The following is a 19,031-nucleotide window of genomic DNA, read 5'->3' on the forward strand; positions in this document are numbered from 1 at the left end:
CCCTTGGGACCTCAACGACCACTCAACTCCGCGGCAAACCAGCCCGCGGGACTTAGCGGGATTGGCTCACCGTTTGCCGGAACGATGCCCCGTACGACGTTGACGACAGCTGATCTGTTTTGTCCTTGCGGAGCCTGGAGCGCAACGTCCCCGACTTCGGTTCGGAATCGTAGAGCCCGCGCTTGGTAAGCTCCGGAACCACAAATTCAACGAAATCGTTGAGCGATCCCGGGCTCACCAAGGGATTGATCATGTATCCATCGAGACCAGAGGTTGCCGCATGTTCTTGAATCTGGCGTGCAACCTCCGCTGGCGTCCCAATGAATAGCAAGTCTGTGCCGCGGGTGACGTTTTCGAACTTCCGGCGAACGTCTCCGGCGGTCAGTGGCCTATCCGTCGGAGCACCCTTAACGACGTAGGACGTCAGGCCGTTGGAATCCGTGGTGAGTGGTTCGTTATCGGCATACTTGCTCAGGTCGATGCCCGTGTCCCCGGCATAGCTAACCAGCTGTGCCTCCAGATGGTAGTTGCTTTGCAGATCGTCGTATTTATTTTGAGCCTCGATAGCCGTGGGCGCGGTGATGATTCTGGCCAAGGCCATCGATCGAATCTCGCCCTCGGGTCGTCCTCTTTCGGCTGCACGCCGATGAATGTCTGCCAAACCGGTGGCGATTTCGTTCGGATCCTTCTTCGGAAGCAGCACCATTTCAGCGTGTTTAGCCGCGAACTCGCGACCGCGTGGTGACCAGCCGGCTTGGAATGGGGCCGGTGTTCGCTGTACTGACGGGGATGTTAATGATGGCCCATCCACCCGGAAGTGCGAGCCGACGTGGCTGATGGGTTGGACCGAACCCGGACGGGCATAAATCCGTTCCGCCTTGTTTCCAACCACAGCATCCGCGGCCCAGCTACCTTCAAGAAGCTTGTAGATGACGTCCATAAATTCATCGGCCCGCTCGTACCGATCGGCGTGCTCGAGCATTTCTTCCATGCCGAAATTGCGTGCCGCGCTAGAAAGATACGAGGTCACAATGTTCCAGCCAATGCGGCCGTTGCTGAGATGGCACCAAGGTGCCGAATCGACGGGCAAGCGCGAACGGGTGTTCGTAAGTCGTCGACGCTGTAATCACAAACGAAAGACGCTCGGTCAGCGCGGCCAAAGCGGGTACATAAACGAATGGGTCATTCGCCGGGGCCTCCACGGCCCAGCTGAGCGCCGCATCGGCGGAACCGCCGTAGACGTCATAGAGGCCCAACACGTCTGCAAAGAAGAGCGCGTCGAGATTTGCCTGTTCGGCGGTGATGGCAACGTTTTTCCATCGATCCAGAGAATTTACCTGCAGACGATCGTCCAGCGGGTGAGTCCAAAGGCTTGGTGCACCACCGCAACCGACGCTTGCTTGTTCGTAAAGGGAAAAGAGAAGTGGGGATGGAGTTGAAGCGTTCATCGAGACATGGGGCTTTCTTTCAAGCTGGCCGCGGAACGGCGACCATGGCGGATGTAAAAGAACAGGTAGCAGGCGCCGACAAACGGGACGCCGAAGTAAAGCGCAGCTACCTGGTTTGGGTCAAAGGCGAGCCCGATGACCGAGATCAGGCACAGGGTGAAGGCAAGAATTGGGACCACGGGGTAGATCGGTGATTTGTAGGCCAAGGCGGAGACATCCCCGCCGAGGCGGACGAAGTTTCTGCGGTGAAAGAAGTGCGAAGCGGAAATGGACATCCACACGCCAACCACCGCGAAACCCGCAATAGAAACCAAGACCAGATAAACAGATTCGGCTGCCATGACGCTGCAGAAAAGCGAGGCAAGCCCACCCAGCATGCTGACGCTCAGGGCTATCAACGGAACACCGCGACGGGTGAGCCCTTTAAACACCTTCGGTGCGTGGCCCTCATCAGCTAAAGAAAACAACATACGGGCGCAGGAATAGAGTCCGCTGTTGCCCGCGGACAACAAGGCAGTGATGATGACGAAGTTCATGATGTCGGCCGCGTAGGGAATGCCGAGGCTGCCAAAAACCGTCACGAACGGACTTTCATCCAGTCCCACGTTGCCATAGGGCACGGTGGCTGCGATGACGGTAATGGCACCAACAAAGAAAATCAACAGCCTAAATACCGTGGCCCGCAACGCCTTGGGAATCGAGTGTGCCGGATCTTTAGTTTCGCCAGCGGCAACACCAATGAGTTCCGACCCTGAGAAGGCATAAAAAACCGCAAGGGTGGTGACGAGGACGCCGGAGAAGCCTTGGGGGAACAAGCCTTCGTTCGTGACGAAGTTATTCAGCAGCAGTGGCGTTCCACTGTCGGTTGCCAACGGTCGAAATCCCAGCAAGGCGGCACCACCAAAGACGATCAAGGCGACAATCGTTGCCACCTTGACCAGGGACAGCCAGAATTCTGCTTCACCGAAGAGACGCGCGGAGAAAGCGTTGAACCCAAACACCAGAACGGCAAACACCAAGCACCACACCCAAACCTCCACGTCCGGGAACCATCGCTGCATCAGCAGGCCGCTGGCGGTAAACTCCGAGCCAAGCGCAACGGCCCAGCACAGCCAATAGAGCCACGCGGTCGTGAACCCTGTTGCCGGTCCAATAGACCTGGCTGCGTAAATGTGAAAGGCTCCCGCCACAGGGTAGGCAACCGCCAGTTCACCCAGGCAAGACATCACCAAATACACCACGAACGCGCCCACGAGATACGCCAAAACGGCCCCCAGCGGACCGGCGTGGGCGATGGTGTAGCCCGAACTGAGAAAAAGCCCTGAGCCAATCACCCCACCCATCGCGATCATGATGAGGTGGCGGGGTCCCATGCTTCGGTGCAATCCGGAGGGTGGATCCGTCGCTTGGGCCTTGGATTCTTGCGTACCCGGATCGGAACCGGAAACCTCTCTTTGTCCAGAGGTAATGGTCGCTGAATCTGGCTGCATATCTGGTGCTCCGAGCAAGTGGCTAATAATTGCGCATTCCACGCTAGGTGGCGCGGATAATTCACTCAGGATGCCTGTCGTCATATTGCTTTATGTGAATCAAATGTTTCCTATTCAACACCTTTCGTGAGCCGCCTGAAAAGTCATGTTTGGTTTGTTTAGCAACGCCGCGTTCAGATCGTGGGACAATTCCTCTCTGTGTGACGCAGGGAAGTGGTCAGGACTGCACTGTCCCCGCATTCAATCCGCGCGACATACAGCAGAAATCTGAGCATTGCGGCACGGAACGGCCTTACGATCGTGGTTCCCGGTCACCACGATGGCCCGTCCAGATGCCGCCGGTTCGGCCGGGGGAATCCACCGCGAAGCGGACATCAACGCAAACGGGACCTACCGCATCTGCGCCCCCCGGCTCGAAAATTTATTTAGACCTGTGCAAAGAACAGCGATCGACTTTTCTTGATATACACGAATTTGACGGGACATAATAGATCTTTGACCACTAGAATCAATTCATAAATTCCATCGCGAGAAGGACAAATAATGATCAGGTCGACCATCGCCGGGGTGTGGCTCACTATCGGACTTTTGGCTATGAGCAGCTGTTCACTCATCCCAGCCAAAGAGGCCCCCCGTGACGTAGCCGGAAAGATCAGCGACGAAGTCAACGCGGACGCGTTCTCCATTCGCCTCGGCGATTGCCTCAACGATCCCGGTGAAGGTGAACTGGACCGGGTCCCAGTGGTACCTTGCGAAAAGCCGCACTCCCTTGAGGTCTTCCACGAATTCACCATCGATCTAGAGAAGTTCCCCGACACCGTCGAGGCCATGGATGAGCTGGCGGAGACGAGCTGCATTAACGCGTTCAGCTCCTTCGTGGGAGTCGCATATGATGACTCCGAGCTCGATTTCACGGTCATGCAGCCCACCAATGAAAGCTGGGCGGACGGCGACAGGATCGTTCAGTGCCTGATCGGGGATCCTTCGGGCGCAATGACCACCGGCTCCCTCAAGGGCAGCAAGGCCTAGCCCGGGCTAAGCACTCTTGGACTCCAAGGGTCTGGACATGGCAACGCGGTGGGATGAGTCAGAATTGCGGATTTCCGGGAAAGTCGCTGGCTGGAAGACTGCTAATCGGTGTCCGGACCCTTGGTTTCTTGGCGCGTGACTGGGACCGAGAAGGGTTTCAGGTCCGGGTAAGAAATTACCCCACTTCAGGCCACGCCAGATCAGGAAACACGCGACGCTCAAGGTGACCCAGGCATCCCCGTCTGTTCCGGCTGCCCTGACCGGCCATTCGGCCGTTTCCCACGCTGGACTGAACGCGCTCGACCCGTGCGTGGGTGGGACCGGTGTCGGCTCCTTGCGTGACGACAGCATTTCCCGGTTCGCCCCCGAGGAAGCCATCTACCGCTCCTGGCTGATCATCGGTTCGCTCGCGGTGATGCCCGCCGACGGCGTACTCGTCTCCGACCTGGACGTGCTGCGCAACAACCCCGTGCTCTTCCGCCAGGTTCCCTCGCTTCGTTGGCTTCTCGACCCCCGCGAGTCCCCTGAAGCTCCATGGCCCAACCCATGGGCACCATTGGTTGTTCGCTGGAAATCTCCGTCCGGCCAAGGCCGGTCGGGCCGCTGGTTTCGGAGTCGCCACAGTGGCGCCGTGGTTACGGATCACCGGCACCAGTGTGTCGTATTAAGCATCAGAATTGCCCAACGCACCGGTTAGGCTGTTGCCCATGAGTGTTTTCGCAGTTGAATATGTCTACGCCGCCGGATCCGATGCCGTCCGTGACGAGCACCGTCCCGGGCACCGCGAGTTCCTGTCCGGATTGGCCGGCGAGATCGCCCTGGTCGCCTCCGGCCCCTACGTCGACGGATCCGGCGCCCTGTTGCTGTTGTCCGCGCCCAGCCAGGCCGCGCTCGCCGAAACCCTGAAGGACGACCCGTTCGCAATCAACGGCGCCGTTGCGGTGCTGCGGATCACCGAATGGAGCCCGGTCACAGGTGAGCTCAGTCACCACGCCTAGGTAGCAAACCCGCGTGATCACGGCACTTTGCCGCCGTGGCCGCGCATCCGGCTTCGCCCTGCGAGATTACGGCCCCGGTTGCCGGATCGCGGGGGGATAATGGAAAAAGCTTCCATTCTCAACACCTCGGAGGAAATCTTGACCTCGATCCCGGTCAGCCTCGGCATGCCATCGACGCCACCCCCTGTCCTCGCACCGCGACGCAAGACCCGACAGATCAAGGTCGGCTCCGTCGGTGTTGGTTCCGACAGCCCGGTCAGCATCCAGTCGATGACCACGACGCCGACCACCGACATCAACGCAACGCTGCAGCAGATCGCCGAGCTCACCGCCACCGGCTGCGACATCGTGCGCGTTGCCTGCCCGTCGGCCGACGATGCGCTGGCGCTGCCGATCATCGCGAAGAAGTCGCAGATCCCCGTGATCGCCGACATCCACTTCCAGCCGAAGTACGTCTTCGCCGCCATCGACGCAGGCTGCGCCGCGGTCCGAGTGAACCCGGGCAACATCCGCAAGTTCGACGACCAGGTCAAGCAGATCGCCGAGGCCGCCAAGGCAGCCGGCACCTCGATCCGCATCGGCGTCAATGCCGGGTCCCTGGACCCGCGCCTGATGGAGAAGTACGGCAAGGCAACCCCGGAGGCGCTGGTCGAATCCGCGGTCTGGGAAGCCTCGCTCTTCGAGGAACACGACTTCCACGACTTCAAGATCTCGGTCAAGCACAACGACCCCGTGGTCATGGTCCGCGCCTACGAGCTGTTGGCCGAACGCGGCGACTGGCCGCTGCACCTGGGCGTCACCGAGGCCGGGCCCGCCTTCCAGGGCACCATCAAGTCGGCCACGGCCTTTGGCGCGCTGCTCTCCAAGGGCATCGGCGACACCATCCGCGTCTCTCTCTCGGCCCCGCCGGTCGAGGAGGTCAAGGTCGGCGCGCAGATCCTGCAGTCGCTGAACCTGCGCCCGCGCAAGCTCGAAATCGTTTCCTGCCCGTCCTGCGGCCGTGCCCAGGTCGACGTGTACACGCTCGCCGACCAGGTCACCGCCGGGCTGGAGGGCCTCGAGGTCCCGCTGCGCGTGGCAGTCATGGGCTGCGTCGTCAACGGACCCGGCGAGGCCCGCGAGGCTGACCTCGGCGTGGCCTCGGGCAACGGCAAGGGCCAGATCTTTGTGAAGGGCGAAGTCATCAAGACGGTGCCCGAAGACCAGATTGTTGAGACACTGATTGAAGAGGCGATGCGCATCGCCGAGGAAATGGGGGACGTGGATGGAGAAAATCCTGTCCAAGGTGGCCCCGTGGTTACCGTCAGCTAGACGCAACCCGGGCGCCGGAGAGTCGCTCTCCGCAAGTATCCGTGTCCTGGACGATGCGGATACCGCGGCTCTCCGCGCCCTCGTTTCCTCCGACCCCGTTGCCAATATCTTCATGGATGCGCAGCTGGCGGTCACCGGCTCGGCCCGGCCCGGGCTGGGCGGCTCGCTCATCGTGGGCAGGTTCGACGGCGAACTGCTGGTCTCGGCCTGCTGGGTCGGGGCCAACATTGTCCCCATCAACGTCACCGCCGGGGACGCCGAGGAATTCGGCCACGTGGTGAAATCGCTCAACCGCTCCTTTGCCTCCTGCTTCGGCCCCGCCGAGGCGGTCATGGGGATGTGGAAGGTTCTCGTCGACGGGCCGCAGCAGGCCTTCAGCGTGCGGCCCAACCAGCCGCTGATGACGCTTTCCGGCGCCCCCGCCATTGAGCCGGATGCATCCCTGCGGGCCAGCCATTCGGGGGAGTACGACCTGGTCCTGCCCGCCTGCGCCCTGATGTTCGAGGAGGAGCTGGGCTACTCGCCCCTGGTCAACGGGGGATCGTTCTACCGCTCCCGGGTCCGTTCGCTGATCCATTCGGGGCATTCGCTCATTTCCCTCGATCCGAACGGCGAGATCCGCTTCAAGGCAGAGCTGGGCACCGTCACCACCCGCGCCACGCAGATCCAGGGTGTTTGGATGAACCCCGGGCACCGCGGCAACGGGAAGGCCGCGGGCTACATGGCGGCGGTCGCCGACTACGCCCTGCGCCTGGCCCCCACCACCAGCCTCTATGTCAACGACTACAACGCCCCGGCCCTTGCCACCTATCGCAAGGTCGGTTTCGAAGAGGTCGGGGAGTTCGCCACCATCCTTTTCTGACCCGCCCGGCGGTTGCCGGCAATCCCATCCACCACGGAAACGGCGCTCCCCGGCACGGGCCGCCGACCGGAAAGCCAGAGCTTGACGTCCCACATGCCAAGGACCAACGAAACCATTCGCAAGACCCTCGCCGTGCTGGGGGCCGCCGGCCTGCTGCTGGCCCTCGCCGGCTGCACCGACGCCCCGGGGCCGTCCGCCCCATCCCCGACCGCCGTGGAGGTCCCGGTCACCGCGCCGGGCTCCCAGGAATCGCCGCAGGCACCCTCGGCCCCGGCCGCCCTGGGGTACCTGGATGCCGCGGCACTCAAGGGGGCCGTGCAGCAATGGGCCAAGGCAACCCCGGGAACCGTGGTCAACGACCATGAAAGCCTGCGCCGGCAACTGCCGCAGGCGGAAAAATGGCTCGAGGGCATCACCGTGGTCCCGGCCAAGTGCGGGCTCTACGGGCTGGGCAGCCTCAAGGACCAGCTGGACCAGGCCGCGATGGCCGCGGCCGTCCTGCCGCAGCAGGCCGGCGGGGACCTGACGGTGGCCTCCTACCGGGACCGTGCGGCCCTGGTGGCCGACGTGGCGGCGCAGCAACACCTGGATGAATCCTGCGGCACCTACACGCTCACCGCGGACGGCCAAAGGATCGTTTCGCGGCTGTCGCGGCTCGACGCCACGAGCTCGGCCCCCTACACCTCGGCAACGATGCTGGAAAGCGTGAACGGGAGCGCCAAGAGCAAGCAGGTGTCGGTGCGCGTCATTGACGGGAACATCATGCTGACGGCAACCCGCGCGGTGAAGGACACCGCCGAGGCCGCCGCCGCCCAGGCGCTGAAGGATGCCGAGGCCATGCTGGGGATCCTGCGCGCGGCATCGCCCGCGGCGACCCCTGCACCGTAGCGGCCCCGCACCCGGGGTTCCCTCTCCCGGCCCGACGGGACCTGCCCAGGCGACGACGGAAAACTCCTGCCGAACATTTCCTCCCACGACTAGTTTTATTCGGTAAGGTGTTGCCCATGGCTGCCACCATGGTGGCCGGAATAGCGTTCCATTCATACGCCTCGGGGGAGAAGATGAAGAAAACAGCACTGTGGGCACTGCCCATTGCCGCAACACTTGCCGTCACCGGATGTGCGGCGGAATCCACGCCGGGTGCAGCCACCCAGCCGGGACAGACCGCCACGGCCGAGTCCTCGCCCGGTTCGGCGGCGCCGTTGACGGGACCCGGATCCGCCGGGCCATCCGCGCCAAGCTCCGTGGCAACCACCGAGCCGAGCGCCGCCACCGGGAAGCAACTGACCGCGAACCAGCTGGTGAAGGTCGCGCAAGCCTTGGAAAAGGAATACGGCAAGGACGATGCGCAGGTCCTCAAGGACGCCGAACTCCGGGCAAGCATGGGCACCATCGAGGAGATCGTGTCGGGCATGAAGGTCAGTCCGGCGGAGTGTGGTGAGTTCGCGGTGGCCGGCATGAGCGAGATGCTCGAGCGCGTCACCATGGCGGTACTGGTCCTGCCCGCCGAGCCCAACGACGTGAGCACCGCCGTCAGCGTCGCCTCCTATGACAGCGCCGGGACCCTGGAAAAGCTGATGCAGCAGGCCGCGGAAAACAAGGCCGACTGCAGCAAATTCACGCTGACCATGCAGGACCAGGAAGCCACCGCGGAGGTCAGGGACGCCAAGGCCAGCACCACTGCGCAGACCACGATGGCCACCGTGACCGACGTGAAGGTGATGGGCCAGTCCATCACGACGCTGACCGTGGCCGGCTACGACGGCCAAAACAACGTCTCGGTCAGCATCTCCCAGCCGGAGGACCTGGAGGCCGCCGTGAAGAAGGCCGAGAAATACATCGACCTCGCACTGCTGCACATGGGCGACAAGTAACCACCGGGCTCACCCGGCGTGCCGACGGCCGGCAGGCACTCATCCTCGGGTGCCTGCCGGCCGGTGCCATGTCGCCGCCCGATGCCAAGGGGCGCCGGGTCGGCAAAGTAGGATGGGACAAGTGCCTTGCGGCGCCATGCCCCGCCGCGGACCCCCGCGGACGGAAGCCGCGGCACCAAAGATTTGCACCCCACCACTATGTTGTGGCCTGGAAAATGGCCGCGGAAATGGAAAGTTAGCGTGGTCCTAAAGCTCTCCACCCTGTTCCTGCGCACGCTGCGCGAAGATCCGGTCGACGCCGAGGTCGCCAGCCACAAGCTGATGGTCCGCGCCGGGTACATCCGCCGCGCCGCGCCCGGGATCTACACCTGGCTGCCGCTGGGCCTGCGCGTCCTGGGCAAGGTGGAGGCCATCATCCGCGAGGAAATGAACGCCATCGGCGCCCAGGAAGTTCACTTCCCGGCCCTGCTGCCGCGCGAACCGTACGAAACCACGGGCCGCTGGACCGAATACGGCGACGGGCTCTTCCGCCTCAAGGACCGCAAGGGCGCCGACTACCTGCTGGCCCCGACCCACGAGGAGATGTTCACCCTCCTGGTCAAGGACCTGTACAACTCCTACAAGGACCTGCCGGCCTACCTGTACCAGATCCAGAACAAGTACCGCGACGAGGCCCGTCCCCGCGCGGGCCTGCTGCGCGGGCGTGAATTCATCATGAAGGACTCCTACTCCTTCAACATCGACGACGAGGGCCTGGAAGAGGCCTACCAGGCGCACCGCGCCGCCTACCTGAAGATCTTCGCGCGCCTGGGCCTGGAGATCCTGCCGGTCTTCGCGACCGCCGGCGCCATGGGCGGCTCGAAGTCCGAGGAGTTCCTGCACCCGACCGAGGTCGGCGAGGACACCTTCGTGCGCTCCCCGGGCGGCTACTACGCCAACGTGGAGGCAGTGACCACCGTGGTGCCCGAGGACATCGACTACACCGATGCCCCGGCCTTCGAGGTGCTTGACACCCCGAACACCCCCACCATCGAGACCCTGGTGGCCTGCGCCAACGAGGTCGCCCCGCGCGCCAACGGGGCCTGGAATGCTGCCGACACCCTGAAAAACGTCGTGCTGGCCGCCACGCTGCCCACCGGCGAACGCCAGCTGGTGGCCATCGGCCTGCCCGGGGACCGCAACGTCGACCTCAAGCGCGTCGAGGCGAACATCTCCGCGCACCTGGAAACCGGCGGCGAGGTCGGCCTCGAGGCAGCGACCGAGGATGACCTAAAGAAGCACCCGACGCTCATCAAGGGCTACATCGGCCCGGCCCTGGGCACCGAGACGGCCGTCCTGGGCCTCGAGGGCGCCAGCAAGATCCTCTACCTGGTCGACCCGCGCGTGGTGCCCGGCACCAGCTGGGTCACCGGCGCCAACGAGGACGGCAAGCACGTCTTCGGCCTGGTCGCCGGGCGCGACTTCGCCTGGGACGGCACCATCGAGTGCGTCGAGGTGCTCGCCGGGGACCCGGCACCGGACGGATCCGGCCCGCTGGAAACCGCCCGCGGCATCGAGATGGGCCACATCTTCCAGCTCGGCCGCAAGTACGCCGAGGCGCTGGACCTGAAGGTGCTTGACCAGAACGGCAAGCTCAAGGTCGTCACCATGGGCTCCTACGGCGTGGGCGTCACCCGCGCCGTCGCCGCCCTGGCCGAGGCCAACCACGACGAGAACGGCCTGGTCTGGCCGCGCAACGTCGCCCCGGCCGACGTGCACCTGGTGGTCACCGGCAAGCAGGCCGAGCTCTTCGAGGCTGCGCAGAAGATCGCCGACGAGCTGCACGCAGCCGGCGTCGAGGTCATCTACGACGACCGGCCCAAGGTTTCGGCCGGCGTGAAGTTCTCCGACGCGGAGCTCATCGGCGTGCCGACCATCGTGGTCATCGGCCGCGGCCTGGCCGACGGAGTGGTCGAGGTCAAGGACCGCGCCACGGGGACACGCACCGACGTGGCCGTCGACGAGGTCGTCGCGCAGCTGATCGCCCTCGCCAAGGGCTAGGCATGATCGAGGCGGCGGGGCTGCTTGAGGGTTCCGGCCTGCAGGGAATGCAGGCCGGAACCCTCGCGCTGATCGTGCTCGCGGGCTTCGCCGCCGGCTGGGTCGACGCGGTGGTCGGCGGCGGGGGACTGCTCCAGCTCCCCGCCCTGCTGCTGGTGCCGGGGATCTCCCCGGTGCAGGCCCTTGCCACCAACAAGCTGGGCTCGGTCTTCGGGACCACCACTTCTGCGGTGACCTACTATCGCCGCGCCCACCCGGACCTGAGGACGGCCATCCCGATGGCCATGGTCGCGCTTGCCGGTTCCTTCGGCGGCGCGATCCTTGCCACGCTGCTGCCCGAGGAGGTCATCAAGCCGGTCATCATCGCCGCGCTGGTGGCGGTGGGCCTGTTCACGCTCTTTCGGCCCACCGCCGGGGAGCTGACGAACCTGCGCCACACCGGGTCCCGCCACCACGCGGTGGCGGCGGTGATCGGGCTGGTCATCGGCGGCTACGACGGGCTGATCGGCCCGGGCACCGGCTCGTTCCTGATCATCGCGATGGTCGCCTTCATGGGCTACAACTTCCTGGCAGCCAGCGCCAAGGCCAAGATCGTGAACATGGCCACCAACCTCGGCGCCCTGGCATTCTTCCTGCCCACCGGGCACCTGCTGTGGGGCATCGGCCTGGTGCTGGGCGCGGCGAACATGGCCGGCGGCTACCTGGGCGCGCGCATGGCGGTGTCCAAGGGCAGCAAGTTCATCCGGATCGTGTTCCTGTCAGTCGTCGGCGCGCTGATCCTCAAGCTCGGCTACGACGTGCTGTTCCCCGCCGCATAGGCCGGAAAGGCACCCGGACGCAGGTGGGGCTCCCGGCTGGAGCGCTACGTGAAGCCTGTTGTGCCACAACGGCGCAACAGGCTTCACGTCAACGCGGCGTTCCTGGGTGGTCGCGGCGTCCTCGCGACCGGGCCACGGCAGCGTGCCAACTGGAAGGCCTGAACCACACGGCCAGTCGGAGGGCTAGAGGCCGGTCTTGCTCACCCCGTACTCAGCCTGCTTCTTGGTATAACCCTCAAACATCAGCTGGTCAATCAGACCTTTGCGTGAGAAGGATGAGAAGTCGAGATATTGCTCGGCTGACTTGGCAGCTTGTTCATTCCAGTCGACAGCCACACGGTCAACCGCCCACGTTGCGTCCTTGGTCGAGAAGTCCTCGAACTCCAATTGGTTGATCAGCCCACTGCGCGAGAAGGCCGAGAAGTCGAGGTAGTTCTCGGCCGACCGAAGTGCATTTTGTTGAATCAAGGTCCCTGATTCTGCCTCGGCTTTGGCGCTCGCCTCGGCTTCCTCCTTGGCAGCAGCTTCCGCTTCGGCCTCTGCCTGCGCCTTGGCACTGGCCTCCGCTTCAGCTTCCGCCTTGGCACTGGCCTCGGCTGCGGCCTGGGCGCTGGCTTCGGCTGCGGCCTCCGCCTCGGCGCTGGCCGAAGCGTCAGCCGACGACACCACGGGGGCGACAGCGGTCGGGGAACTGGGAGAAGCTGTTGGGGCGTCCGTAGCTGTGGGGGCCGACGAGGGCTGCTCGTTGCTGCCGCCACAAGAACCAATGATGATCGCGAGGACTACGAAGCCTGCGACTCCGATCCCGATCTTCTTCCCCCGGCTCAAGGGTCTCTTGGGTTTATCGTTTTCGGGCGCCGAAAAACCGGCGACTCCCGGCCTGCCATCCGCTCCGATCGAACTTGGGCCATGGCCCCCGGCGGCACTGAAGGCCGGCTCCCCGGGCATCACCGCCATGTACAGGTACGGGTTGGCGGAGAACTCTTCCGGCGGAGCCGCAGGTTGGCCATTGAGACGTTCCACCCACATGGGCCAGCCTGCCGGAGGGGCACCCCACGCGGCGTCCGGGACCCATGAGGGTGAGGGCTGGAATTCGGCAGGCAGGTGCTGGATCCAGAGTGGTGGCGGATTGAAACGAACAGACATAATTCCCCCTAGTGATGATTCGAATCAGAGCCCCTCCCAAACGCCGGTGGCTCTAGCCAGATGCTAACCCCAAGCACAGACGTTTTGTAGTCCGTTTCGGCCAAAAATCACTTTTTGGATAATTTTGTTTCTCGACTGTCGATGAATTCATGAAGGCCCTGGCATTATTTTTATTGACCCTCGGAAACCTTTTTTATTTGCCCAGCCAATACGATGCGTCAAACGGTCCTGAAGCGCGTTAATGAGACGGCACGTCGGCCGTCTTCGTGACCCGACGGCAGCTGAACAGACCACCTCTGTGATCAGGGAGATTGGATCAGATAGCCGCAATTCCGCCCTTGTGAACGTGCCGCCAGGCTGGCATCGGGTGCAGCGGCCGTTGGCCGGAAAGGCACCCGGACGCAGGTGCGGCTCCCCGAACACCCAACCGGCGTACCGGTTCAAGGGTCGGGGAGCCGTTCCGTTTCAGAGGGGGGCCTTGCCGCCGTTAGCGCGTCGGCTTGAGCACCATGGCCGAGCCTCCGCCGCGGCGCGTCGGTTCGGCCGCCGCGGTCATCGTCCCGTCCGGCGCGAACTCGATGGCCTCGAGCGCGCCGATTTCAGCCTGCGGCGTGAACGAATCGCCCGAAGCGACGAATTCATGGCCGAGGGCCTGAAGCGCAGGTGCCTGGGACTCGATGAATTCCGGTTCGGCCGTGACCTTGGCCGTGTTGCGCTGCGAGGCGCGCGGTGCGGCGATCGCCTCGGGCAGGCTCATGCCCAAATCCACGCGGTTGACCAGGGTCTGCAGCACCGTAGTGATGATGGTCGAACCGCCCGGGGAACCCAGGGCCAGCAGCGGCTTGCCCTCGGAGAGCACGATGGTCGGGGACATCGAGGAACGCGGACGCTTGCCCGGATCGATCCGGTTGGGGTCGGTCGGGTTGTAGACGGTGGAGAAGTCGGTCAGCTCGTTGTTCAGCAGGAAGCCGCGTCCCGGAACGACGATGCCCGAACCGCCGGTCTGCTCGATGGTCAGCGTGTAGGACACCACGTTGCCCTGGGCATCGGCGACGGACAGGTGCGTCGTGGAGTAGTTCTCGGTGTCGGTCTCCTGGGCCGGCGCAGCGGTGGTCGCCGGGCAGAGCCCGTCGTAGTCCGCGACGTCGCCGGGGGCCACGGGCTTGGCGGCTGCCTGCTCGGAATCCAGCGCGCAGGCGCGTTCGGCGCCAAACAGGGCATCGGTCAACTGGTTCGTTGGCACGTCCACGAACGCCGGGTCGCCCACGTACTTTCCCCGGTCGGCAAAGGACAGGGCGCTGGCCTCGAGGTAGTGGTGCAATGCGCCAGGACCCTCCATGGCGGAGAGGTCGTAGTTTCCCAGGATGTTCAGGGCCTCGCCGACGGTGGTGCCGCCGCTGCTGGAGGGAGCCATGCCGAAGACCTCCAGCCCGCGATAGTCCACCTTGGTGGGTGCCTGGTTGATGACCTCGTAGTCGGCGAGGTCCTGGGTGGAAAGGTGGCCGACGGGCACCGGAAGCTCGGTGCCCTCGGCGATCGGCGGGGCCTGGACGGCGTTGGCAATGTCCTCCGCCAGCGCCCCGTGGTAGAAGGCCTCGACCCCGTCGCGGGCCAGCAGCCGGTAGGTGTTGGCCAGTTCCGGGTTCTTCAGGATGCTGCCCACCTTCGGGGCATCGCCCCCGGGCAGGTAGAGCTCGGCGGTGGAGTCGAACGCGGCAAAGCGCTCCTGGTTATCCAGCGTCTGTTCGCGGAAGGTCTCGTCCACCACGAAGCCTCGGGTGGCGGCCTTGATGGCCGGCTGCAGGGCCTGGCCGAGGCTGAGCGACCCCCAGTTCTCCAGCGCCTGCTGCCAGGTCGCCGCGGTGCCGGGCACGCCCACCGAGACGCCGCTGGTCACCAGCTCGGGGGTGAAGGGATAGGGGTCCCCGGTCGCCGGATCGATGAACGCATCGTGCGGCATGGCCGCCGGGGCCGTTTCCCGTCCGTCCAGGGTGCTGACCTTTCCGGAGGCGGCGTCGTAGTAGACGAAGTAGCCGCCCCCTCCGATGCCGGCACTGTAGGGCTCGGTGACGCCGAGGGTTGCTGCCGCGGCGACGGCGGCGTCCACCGCGTTGCCGCCCTTGCGCAGCACGGCGATGGCCGCGGCCGAGGCCTCGGCATCGACGGTGCTCACGGCCCCGCCTGTGCCGGTGGCGGTGGCCTGTTTTTCGGTTTGCCGCGGTTCTGCGGCGGCCGGGGCGGCGGTGACCGCTCCGGCGACGAGGGTGAGTGCGGCGGCGCAGGCCGAGGCATGAATGAATCTGCGTGACACAGGGATCTCCTTGATGGCTGTGCGAGTGGGACACTGCCAACGTATTGCCCCGGTGCGCTTCGGGAGTCCGTGACACGCCTCACACGGCGCCGCGGCTTGCCGGGGGTCCCGAATCGGGCTGTGCACCGGGAAGCCGGAAGATCCGCGCAGGGCGCGGCGAAGGAGACTCTTGCGGCTAGGGGCCGGAAGGCACTGGGGATTCGGTTGCCGCGCCCGTGGCCGCTGCAGCGCCCTCCACCTGGGTGAAGTCAGGTGCAACTCCGGTGACCTGGCGGGCGTGCAGCGCCTGGGCCCAGGCGGCATCCAGGAGGTACGCGCGCGCTTCGGCTTCCTGGGTCGCCGCGGCGTCGCGCAACAGCAGCGCCAATTGCGCCTCTCCGCTGCGTGCCGCGTCCATCGGGTTTTCGATGGCGTCGGCCGGGAGCTGGTAGGCGGGCTGCCGGAGGGGAGCACAGCCGAGTTCGTCCGCAAATTGAGCTTCCACTGCCTTCGCGAAGTCCACCAGCATCGCGGACCTGTTCCAAGCCGCGGTGCGCAGCCCGGCGCTGGTCCGTGCCCCGGCGACGTCGTAGGCGTAGCCCATCCGGTAGGCGGCGTCGGCAACGCTGGCCAGCAGCCGGCCCGAATCCGCCGCCTCGGTTTCCGTGGGGGCGGGGGAGGGGCAGCCGGAGACGTTGAACGCGGGCATCTGGGCCAGCACGGCCGGGCTGGTGGTGGCGCCGCCGGCGGCCGATTCCTGCGCCGTGGCCGACGCGGTCGCCGGCGCCGGTTCGTCGGTGGCGCCGGGTGCGGGCAGGGCGTCGATTGCCGCCTGTGTTGCCCCGGAGGCGGAGAGCACGGTGCGGGCCTGCAGCAGCAGCTCCAGGCCGGCCCCGGAGAGCCTGCGGGCCTCCTGCCCGGGGGCACCGAGAGACTGCGTCAGCAGGGCGCTGCCGGTCTGGGCCAGGCGCAGGGAAAACTCGGCCGGGGTCAACGGGGTGGCCGCCGAGGGTTCGGCAGAGGTCTCGGCGGCCTCCGGGATTCGGGGTGTGAGTAAATCGACATGCTCCGACAGCATGGTGCCGGTGCCCTGCAGCGCGGCGGCCAATGGGGCACCGCCGGAGGCGCCCGGGCCCTCGATCATGAGGTTCAATGCATCGAGCAGGACGGGCAGTTCCGCGGCCGGGTCCGGGGCCTCCCGGACCGCCGGTTCGGTGCCCAGGATTCCCTGCCATGTAGGGGATTCGCGGTTCAGGTAGACCGCTGTGCCCAGGGTCCCGGCGGCCACGGCAAGAGCCGCCGCCAATGCCAGCAGGGCCCGCCTGGCACCGCTGCGGCGGGGTCGGCGGGAAACACGATCACTGGGGTCCTGGGGGTGCTGATCCATCACCTTGATCATCCCATGGATCGGGGGAGCGGGTGGCCCGCGAAGGATCGGGCAGACGGATGGCACCAAAAGTCGCTACCCTAGGATTCACAACATCGAATAATGTGGGAGGACTTTCATGACCGGCAAGCCGGCAGACATCCAGCTCGAGGCGGCCCGCCTCACCGAACTACTGGAGCCCACCGTCGCCTCCCACCAGCTGGTGCTTGAAGAAGTCGAGGTCCGCCGTGCCGGGGACCAGCGCATCGTGCACGTGGTGGTCGACGCCATCGAGGGCACCGAGGGAATCCTGCTCGACCAGGTCGCCGAGGTCTCCCGCTCGATTTCCGAGGCCCTGGACAAGGACCCGCACGACACCTCTGACCCCTATGAGCTTGAGGTTTCCTCGCCCGGAACCTCCCGCCCGCTGACCCTGCCGCGCCACTGGCGCCGCAACGTCGGGCGCATGGTCAAGGTCAACGTGATCGGCGAGGACAACCTGCTCGGCCGCCTGATGGAGGTCGACGACGAGGGAATCACCATCGTGCCGGAGATCGCGGTGAAGAAGGGCATGAAGCCCAAGGTCGGCGAACCCCGCAGCATTGAATTTGGATCCATCCGCCGCGGCAACGTCGAGGTGGAGTTCTCCCGTGCCGAGAGCGCGGACCTCACTGAACTAGAACTTGACGACGAAGACGACGAAAACGTGGAGGCCTGAGTTGGACATTGATATGAGCGCGCTGCGCATGCTCGAAAAAGAGCGGGAAATCCCTCTCGAGGTGCTGATCCCCACCATTGAGCAGGCCCTGCTCATTGCCTACCAGAAGTCCCCGGGTGCGATGCCGCAGGCACGCGCCGAGGTCGACCGCCGCAACGGCCACGTGACGATCTTCGCCACCGAGACCGAGGAAGACGGCACCGTGGTCGGCGAGTTCGACGACACCCCCACCGGGTTCGGCCGCATCGCCGCCTCCACCGCACGCCAGATCATCCTGCAGCGCCTGCGCGACGCCGAGGACGACAACGTCGTGGGCGAGTTCAAGAACAAGATCGGCGAGATCGTCTCCGGACAGATCCAGCAGGGCAACAACCCGATCATGGTCCAGGTGAACCTGGGCACCGTGGAGGCCTTGCTGCCGCCGCCGGAGCAGGTGCCGGGCGAGAAGTACACCCACGGCAACCGCATCCGCTGCTACGTGGTGGACGTGAACCGCGGCCCCAAGGGCCCGGCCGTGACCCTGTCGCGCTCGCACCCGAACCTGGTCCGCCGGCTCTTCGAGCTCGAGGTCCCGGAGATCGCCGACGGCGCCGTGGAAATCATCGCCCTGGCCCGCGAGGCAGGCCACCGCACCAAGATCGCCGTGCAGGGCAACATCCCGGGCGTCAACGCCAAGGGTGCCTGCATCGGTGAAATGGGTTCGCGCGTGCGCGCCGTGATGACCGAGCTGAACGACGAGAAGATCGACATCGTCGACTTCAACGAGGACCCGGCGAAGTTCATTGCCTCGGCCCTGTCCCCGTCGAAGGTCGTCTCGGTGACCATCACCGACGAGTCGACCCGCTCGGCCCGCGTCGTGGTCCCGGACTACCAGCTCTCGCTGGCCATCGGCAAGGAAGGGCAGAACGCCCGCCTGGCCGCCAAGCTCACCGGCTGGCGCATCGACATCGTCTCGGACGCGGTCGACGCCAACTAGCAGCGCCCCGTCCAAGGGCCGTCGCGCCCCGCGTCAGGCAGGCACCGCCTCGGTGCCGGCCGGTCGCGGGCCGGCGGCCCTTTGCGTGCCCCGTACCCCGGCCCGAGGGGGAGTGAAGTGTGATCGATTCGAGTGGTCCACGGCACGCTCCACGGATTGACGAAACGCGCTAGACTTGTCTGTGGTCCACTATGCATCGTGGTAAATCAATGTCGGAAGAAGAACCAACGTGTCATTGCAGCAACAGCCGCAGCGCACGTGCATTGGTTGCCGGATGGTGGCGGACCAGAACCAGCTGAGGCGCTGGGTGTTGAAGGCGCAGGACGGCAAGTCCGTTCCCGTGCCGGATCCCACCCGGAGCCTCCCCGGGCGGGGTGCATGGCTGCACCCGAACCCGGAATGTGCCCAACGCGCCGTGCAACGCGGGGCATTCGCGCGGTCCTTTCGGACCAACGTGGATGTTTCCGCACTTGTGGCGGAGTCGAGGGCCAAGGTCAGGACCCAACCTGGGAAACCGGCCTTCACAAACGTCCAACCTGAAAGCGGGTCAGAAATCTGATGGAAACCCGATGAGTTCCAAGCGATGAGCGCCTAACGATGATGAATCGGTTATGCGTCGCAGCGCCTGTGGCATCCGTTTTGGATGCTGGGCTAGACAGCAAACG

General features: G+C 65.1%; 18 protein-coding genes. 12 read left to right on the forward strand and 6 right to left on the reverse strand.

Translation table 11 applies throughout. From position 1 onward, the window contains the following. Positions 1-52 precede the first annotated feature (52 nt). The 3 genes from AC6CHY_RS05695 to AC6CHY_RS05705 are packed head-to-tail and all read right to left on the reverse strand — an operon-like array spanning position 53 to position 2,833. Positions 53-1,030 (reverse strand): NtaA/DmoA family FMN-dependent monooxygenase, encoded by a 978-nt coding sequence (locus AC6CHY_RS05695; RefSeq protein ID WP_498225939.1) that lies wholly within the window; start codon positions 1,028-1,030, stop codon positions 53-55. Further along, a complete protein-coding gene (locus AC6CHY_RS05700) occupies positions 1,011-1,448 on the reverse strand; it encodes an LLM class flavin-dependent oxidoreductase (protein ID WP_498225941.1) in 438 nt (145 codons plus the stop codon). The genes AC6CHY_RS05695 and AC6CHY_RS05700 overlap by 20 nt, the downstream gene beginning before the upstream one ends. Beyond that, positions 1,445-2,833: an amino acid permease gene (locus AC6CHY_RS05705; RefSeq protein WP_498226202.1), complete on the reverse strand. Its 1,389-nt coding sequence runs from the start codon at positions 2,831-2,833 to the stop codon at positions 1,445-1,447. Before AC6CHY_RS05705 ends, AC6CHY_RS05700 begins: the two co-directional genes overlap by 4 nt. Before the next feature lie 648 nt (positions 2,834-3,481). On the opposite strand from AC6CHY_RS05705, the gene AC6CHY_RS05710 reads away from it, so the two are divergent. From AC6CHY_RS05710 to AC6CHY_RS05750, 9 genes are all read left to right on the forward strand, one after another. Beyond that, positions 3,482-3,967 (forward strand): septum formation family protein, encoded by a 486-nt coding sequence (locus AC6CHY_RS05710; RefSeq protein ID WP_498225943.1) that lies wholly within the window; start codon positions 3,482-3,484, stop codon positions 3,965-3,967. Between the two features lie 223 nt (positions 3,968-4,190). Continuing rightward, complete coding sequence (locus AC6CHY_RS05715; protein ID WP_498225944.1) at positions 4,191-4,664, forward strand: hypothetical protein; 474 nt, start codon at positions 4,191-4,193, stop codon at positions 4,662-4,664. Between the two features lie 10 nt (positions 4,665-4,674). Then, positions 4,675-4,965, forward strand: coding sequence for a YciI family protein (locus tag AC6CHY_RS05720; RefSeq protein WP_498225946.1), 291 nt, complete (start codon positions 4,675-4,677; stop codon positions 4,963-4,965). Between the two features lie 165 nt (positions 4,966-5,130). Next, positions 5,131-6,276, forward strand: a complete 1,146-nt coding sequence (gene ispG, locus AC6CHY_RS05725) for a flavodoxin-dependent (E)-4-hydroxy-3-methylbut-2-enyl-diphosphate synthase (RefSeq protein WP_407611138.1) — start codon at positions 5,131-5,133, stop codon at positions 6,274-6,276. Beyond that, entirely contained in the window at positions 6,230-7,138 is a 909-nt protein-coding gene (locus AC6CHY_RS05730) for a GNAT family N-acetyltransferase (protein WP_498225947.1), read from the forward strand. Before ispG ends, AC6CHY_RS05730 begins: the two co-directional genes overlap by 47 nt. Before the next feature lie 93 nt (positions 7,139-7,231). After that, entirely contained in the window at positions 7,232-8,026 is a 795-nt protein-coding gene (locus tag AC6CHY_RS05735) for a hypothetical protein (protein ID WP_498225949.1), read from the forward strand. Between the two features lie 116 nt (positions 8,027-8,142). Further along, on the forward strand, positions 8,143-9,012 hold the full coding sequence (locus AC6CHY_RS05740; RefSeq protein WP_498225951.1) for a hypothetical protein: 870 nt from the start codon (positions 8,143-8,145) through the stop codon (positions 9,010-9,012). Positions 9,013-9,252: 240 nt separating this feature from the next. Then, on the forward strand, positions 9,253-11,052 hold the full coding sequence (locus AC6CHY_RS05745) for a proline--tRNA ligase (protein ID WP_498225953.1): 1,800 nt from the start codon (positions 9,253-9,255) through the stop codon (positions 11,050-11,052). Positions 11,053-11,054: 2 nt separating this feature from the next. Then, positions 11,055-11,870, forward strand: a complete 816-nt coding sequence (locus AC6CHY_RS05750) for a sulfite exporter TauE/SafE family protein (RefSeq protein WP_217389606.1) — start codon at positions 11,055-11,057, stop codon at positions 11,868-11,870. Positions 11,871-12,053: 183 nt separating this feature from the next. On the opposite strand, the gene AC6CHY_RS05755 is transcribed toward AC6CHY_RS05750, so the two are convergent. The 3 genes from AC6CHY_RS05755 to AC6CHY_RS05765 all read right to left on the reverse strand — a co-directional run bounded on the left by AC6CHY_RS05755 (position 12,054) and on the right by AC6CHY_RS05765 (position 16,693). Next, positions 12,054-12,893, reverse strand: coding sequence for an Ltp family lipoprotein (locus AC6CHY_RS05755; protein WP_498225955.1), 840 nt, complete (start codon positions 12,891-12,893; stop codon positions 12,054-12,056). A 610-nt stretch (positions 12,894-13,503) separates the two neighbouring features. After that, positions 13,504-15,333, reverse strand: coding sequence for a gamma-glutamyltransferase (gene ggt / locus AC6CHY_RS05760; protein ID WP_498226204.1), 1,830 nt, complete (start codon positions 15,331-15,333; stop codon positions 13,504-13,506). Between the two features lie 169 nt (positions 15,334-15,502). Next, a complete protein-coding gene (locus AC6CHY_RS05765) occupies positions 15,503-16,693 on the reverse strand; it encodes a hypothetical protein (RefSeq protein WP_498225957.1) in 1,191 nt (396 codons plus the stop codon). 118 nt (positions 16,694-16,811) lie between these two features. Here AC6CHY_RS05765 and rimP point away from each other — a divergent pair, with 118 nt between their 5' ends. From rimP to AC6CHY_RS05780, 3 genes are all read left to right on the forward strand, one after another. Further along, complete coding sequence (gene rimP, locus AC6CHY_RS05770) at positions 16,812-17,390, forward strand: ribosome maturation factor RimP (protein WP_498225959.1); 579 nt, start codon at positions 16,812-16,814, stop codon at positions 17,388-17,390. A gap of 1 nt (position 17,391) precedes the next feature. Continuing rightward, the gene (nusA, locus tag AC6CHY_RS05775) at positions 17,392-18,366 is read left to right on the forward strand and encodes a transcription termination factor NusA (RefSeq protein WP_498225961.1); all 975 of its coding nucleotides are present in this window, start codon (positions 17,392-17,394) and stop codon (positions 18,364-18,366) included. 229 nt (positions 18,367-18,595) lie between these two features. Further along, positions 18,596-18,925 carry a YlxR family protein gene (locus tag AC6CHY_RS05780; protein WP_498225963.1) on the forward strand — a complete coding sequence of 110 codons (330 nt, stop codon included), beginning with the start codon at positions 18,596-18,598 and terminating at the stop codon, positions 18,923-18,925. Positions 18,926-19,031: the final 106 nt, after the last annotated feature.

The organism is Paeniglutamicibacter sp. GQ140, from assembly GCF_059759235.1.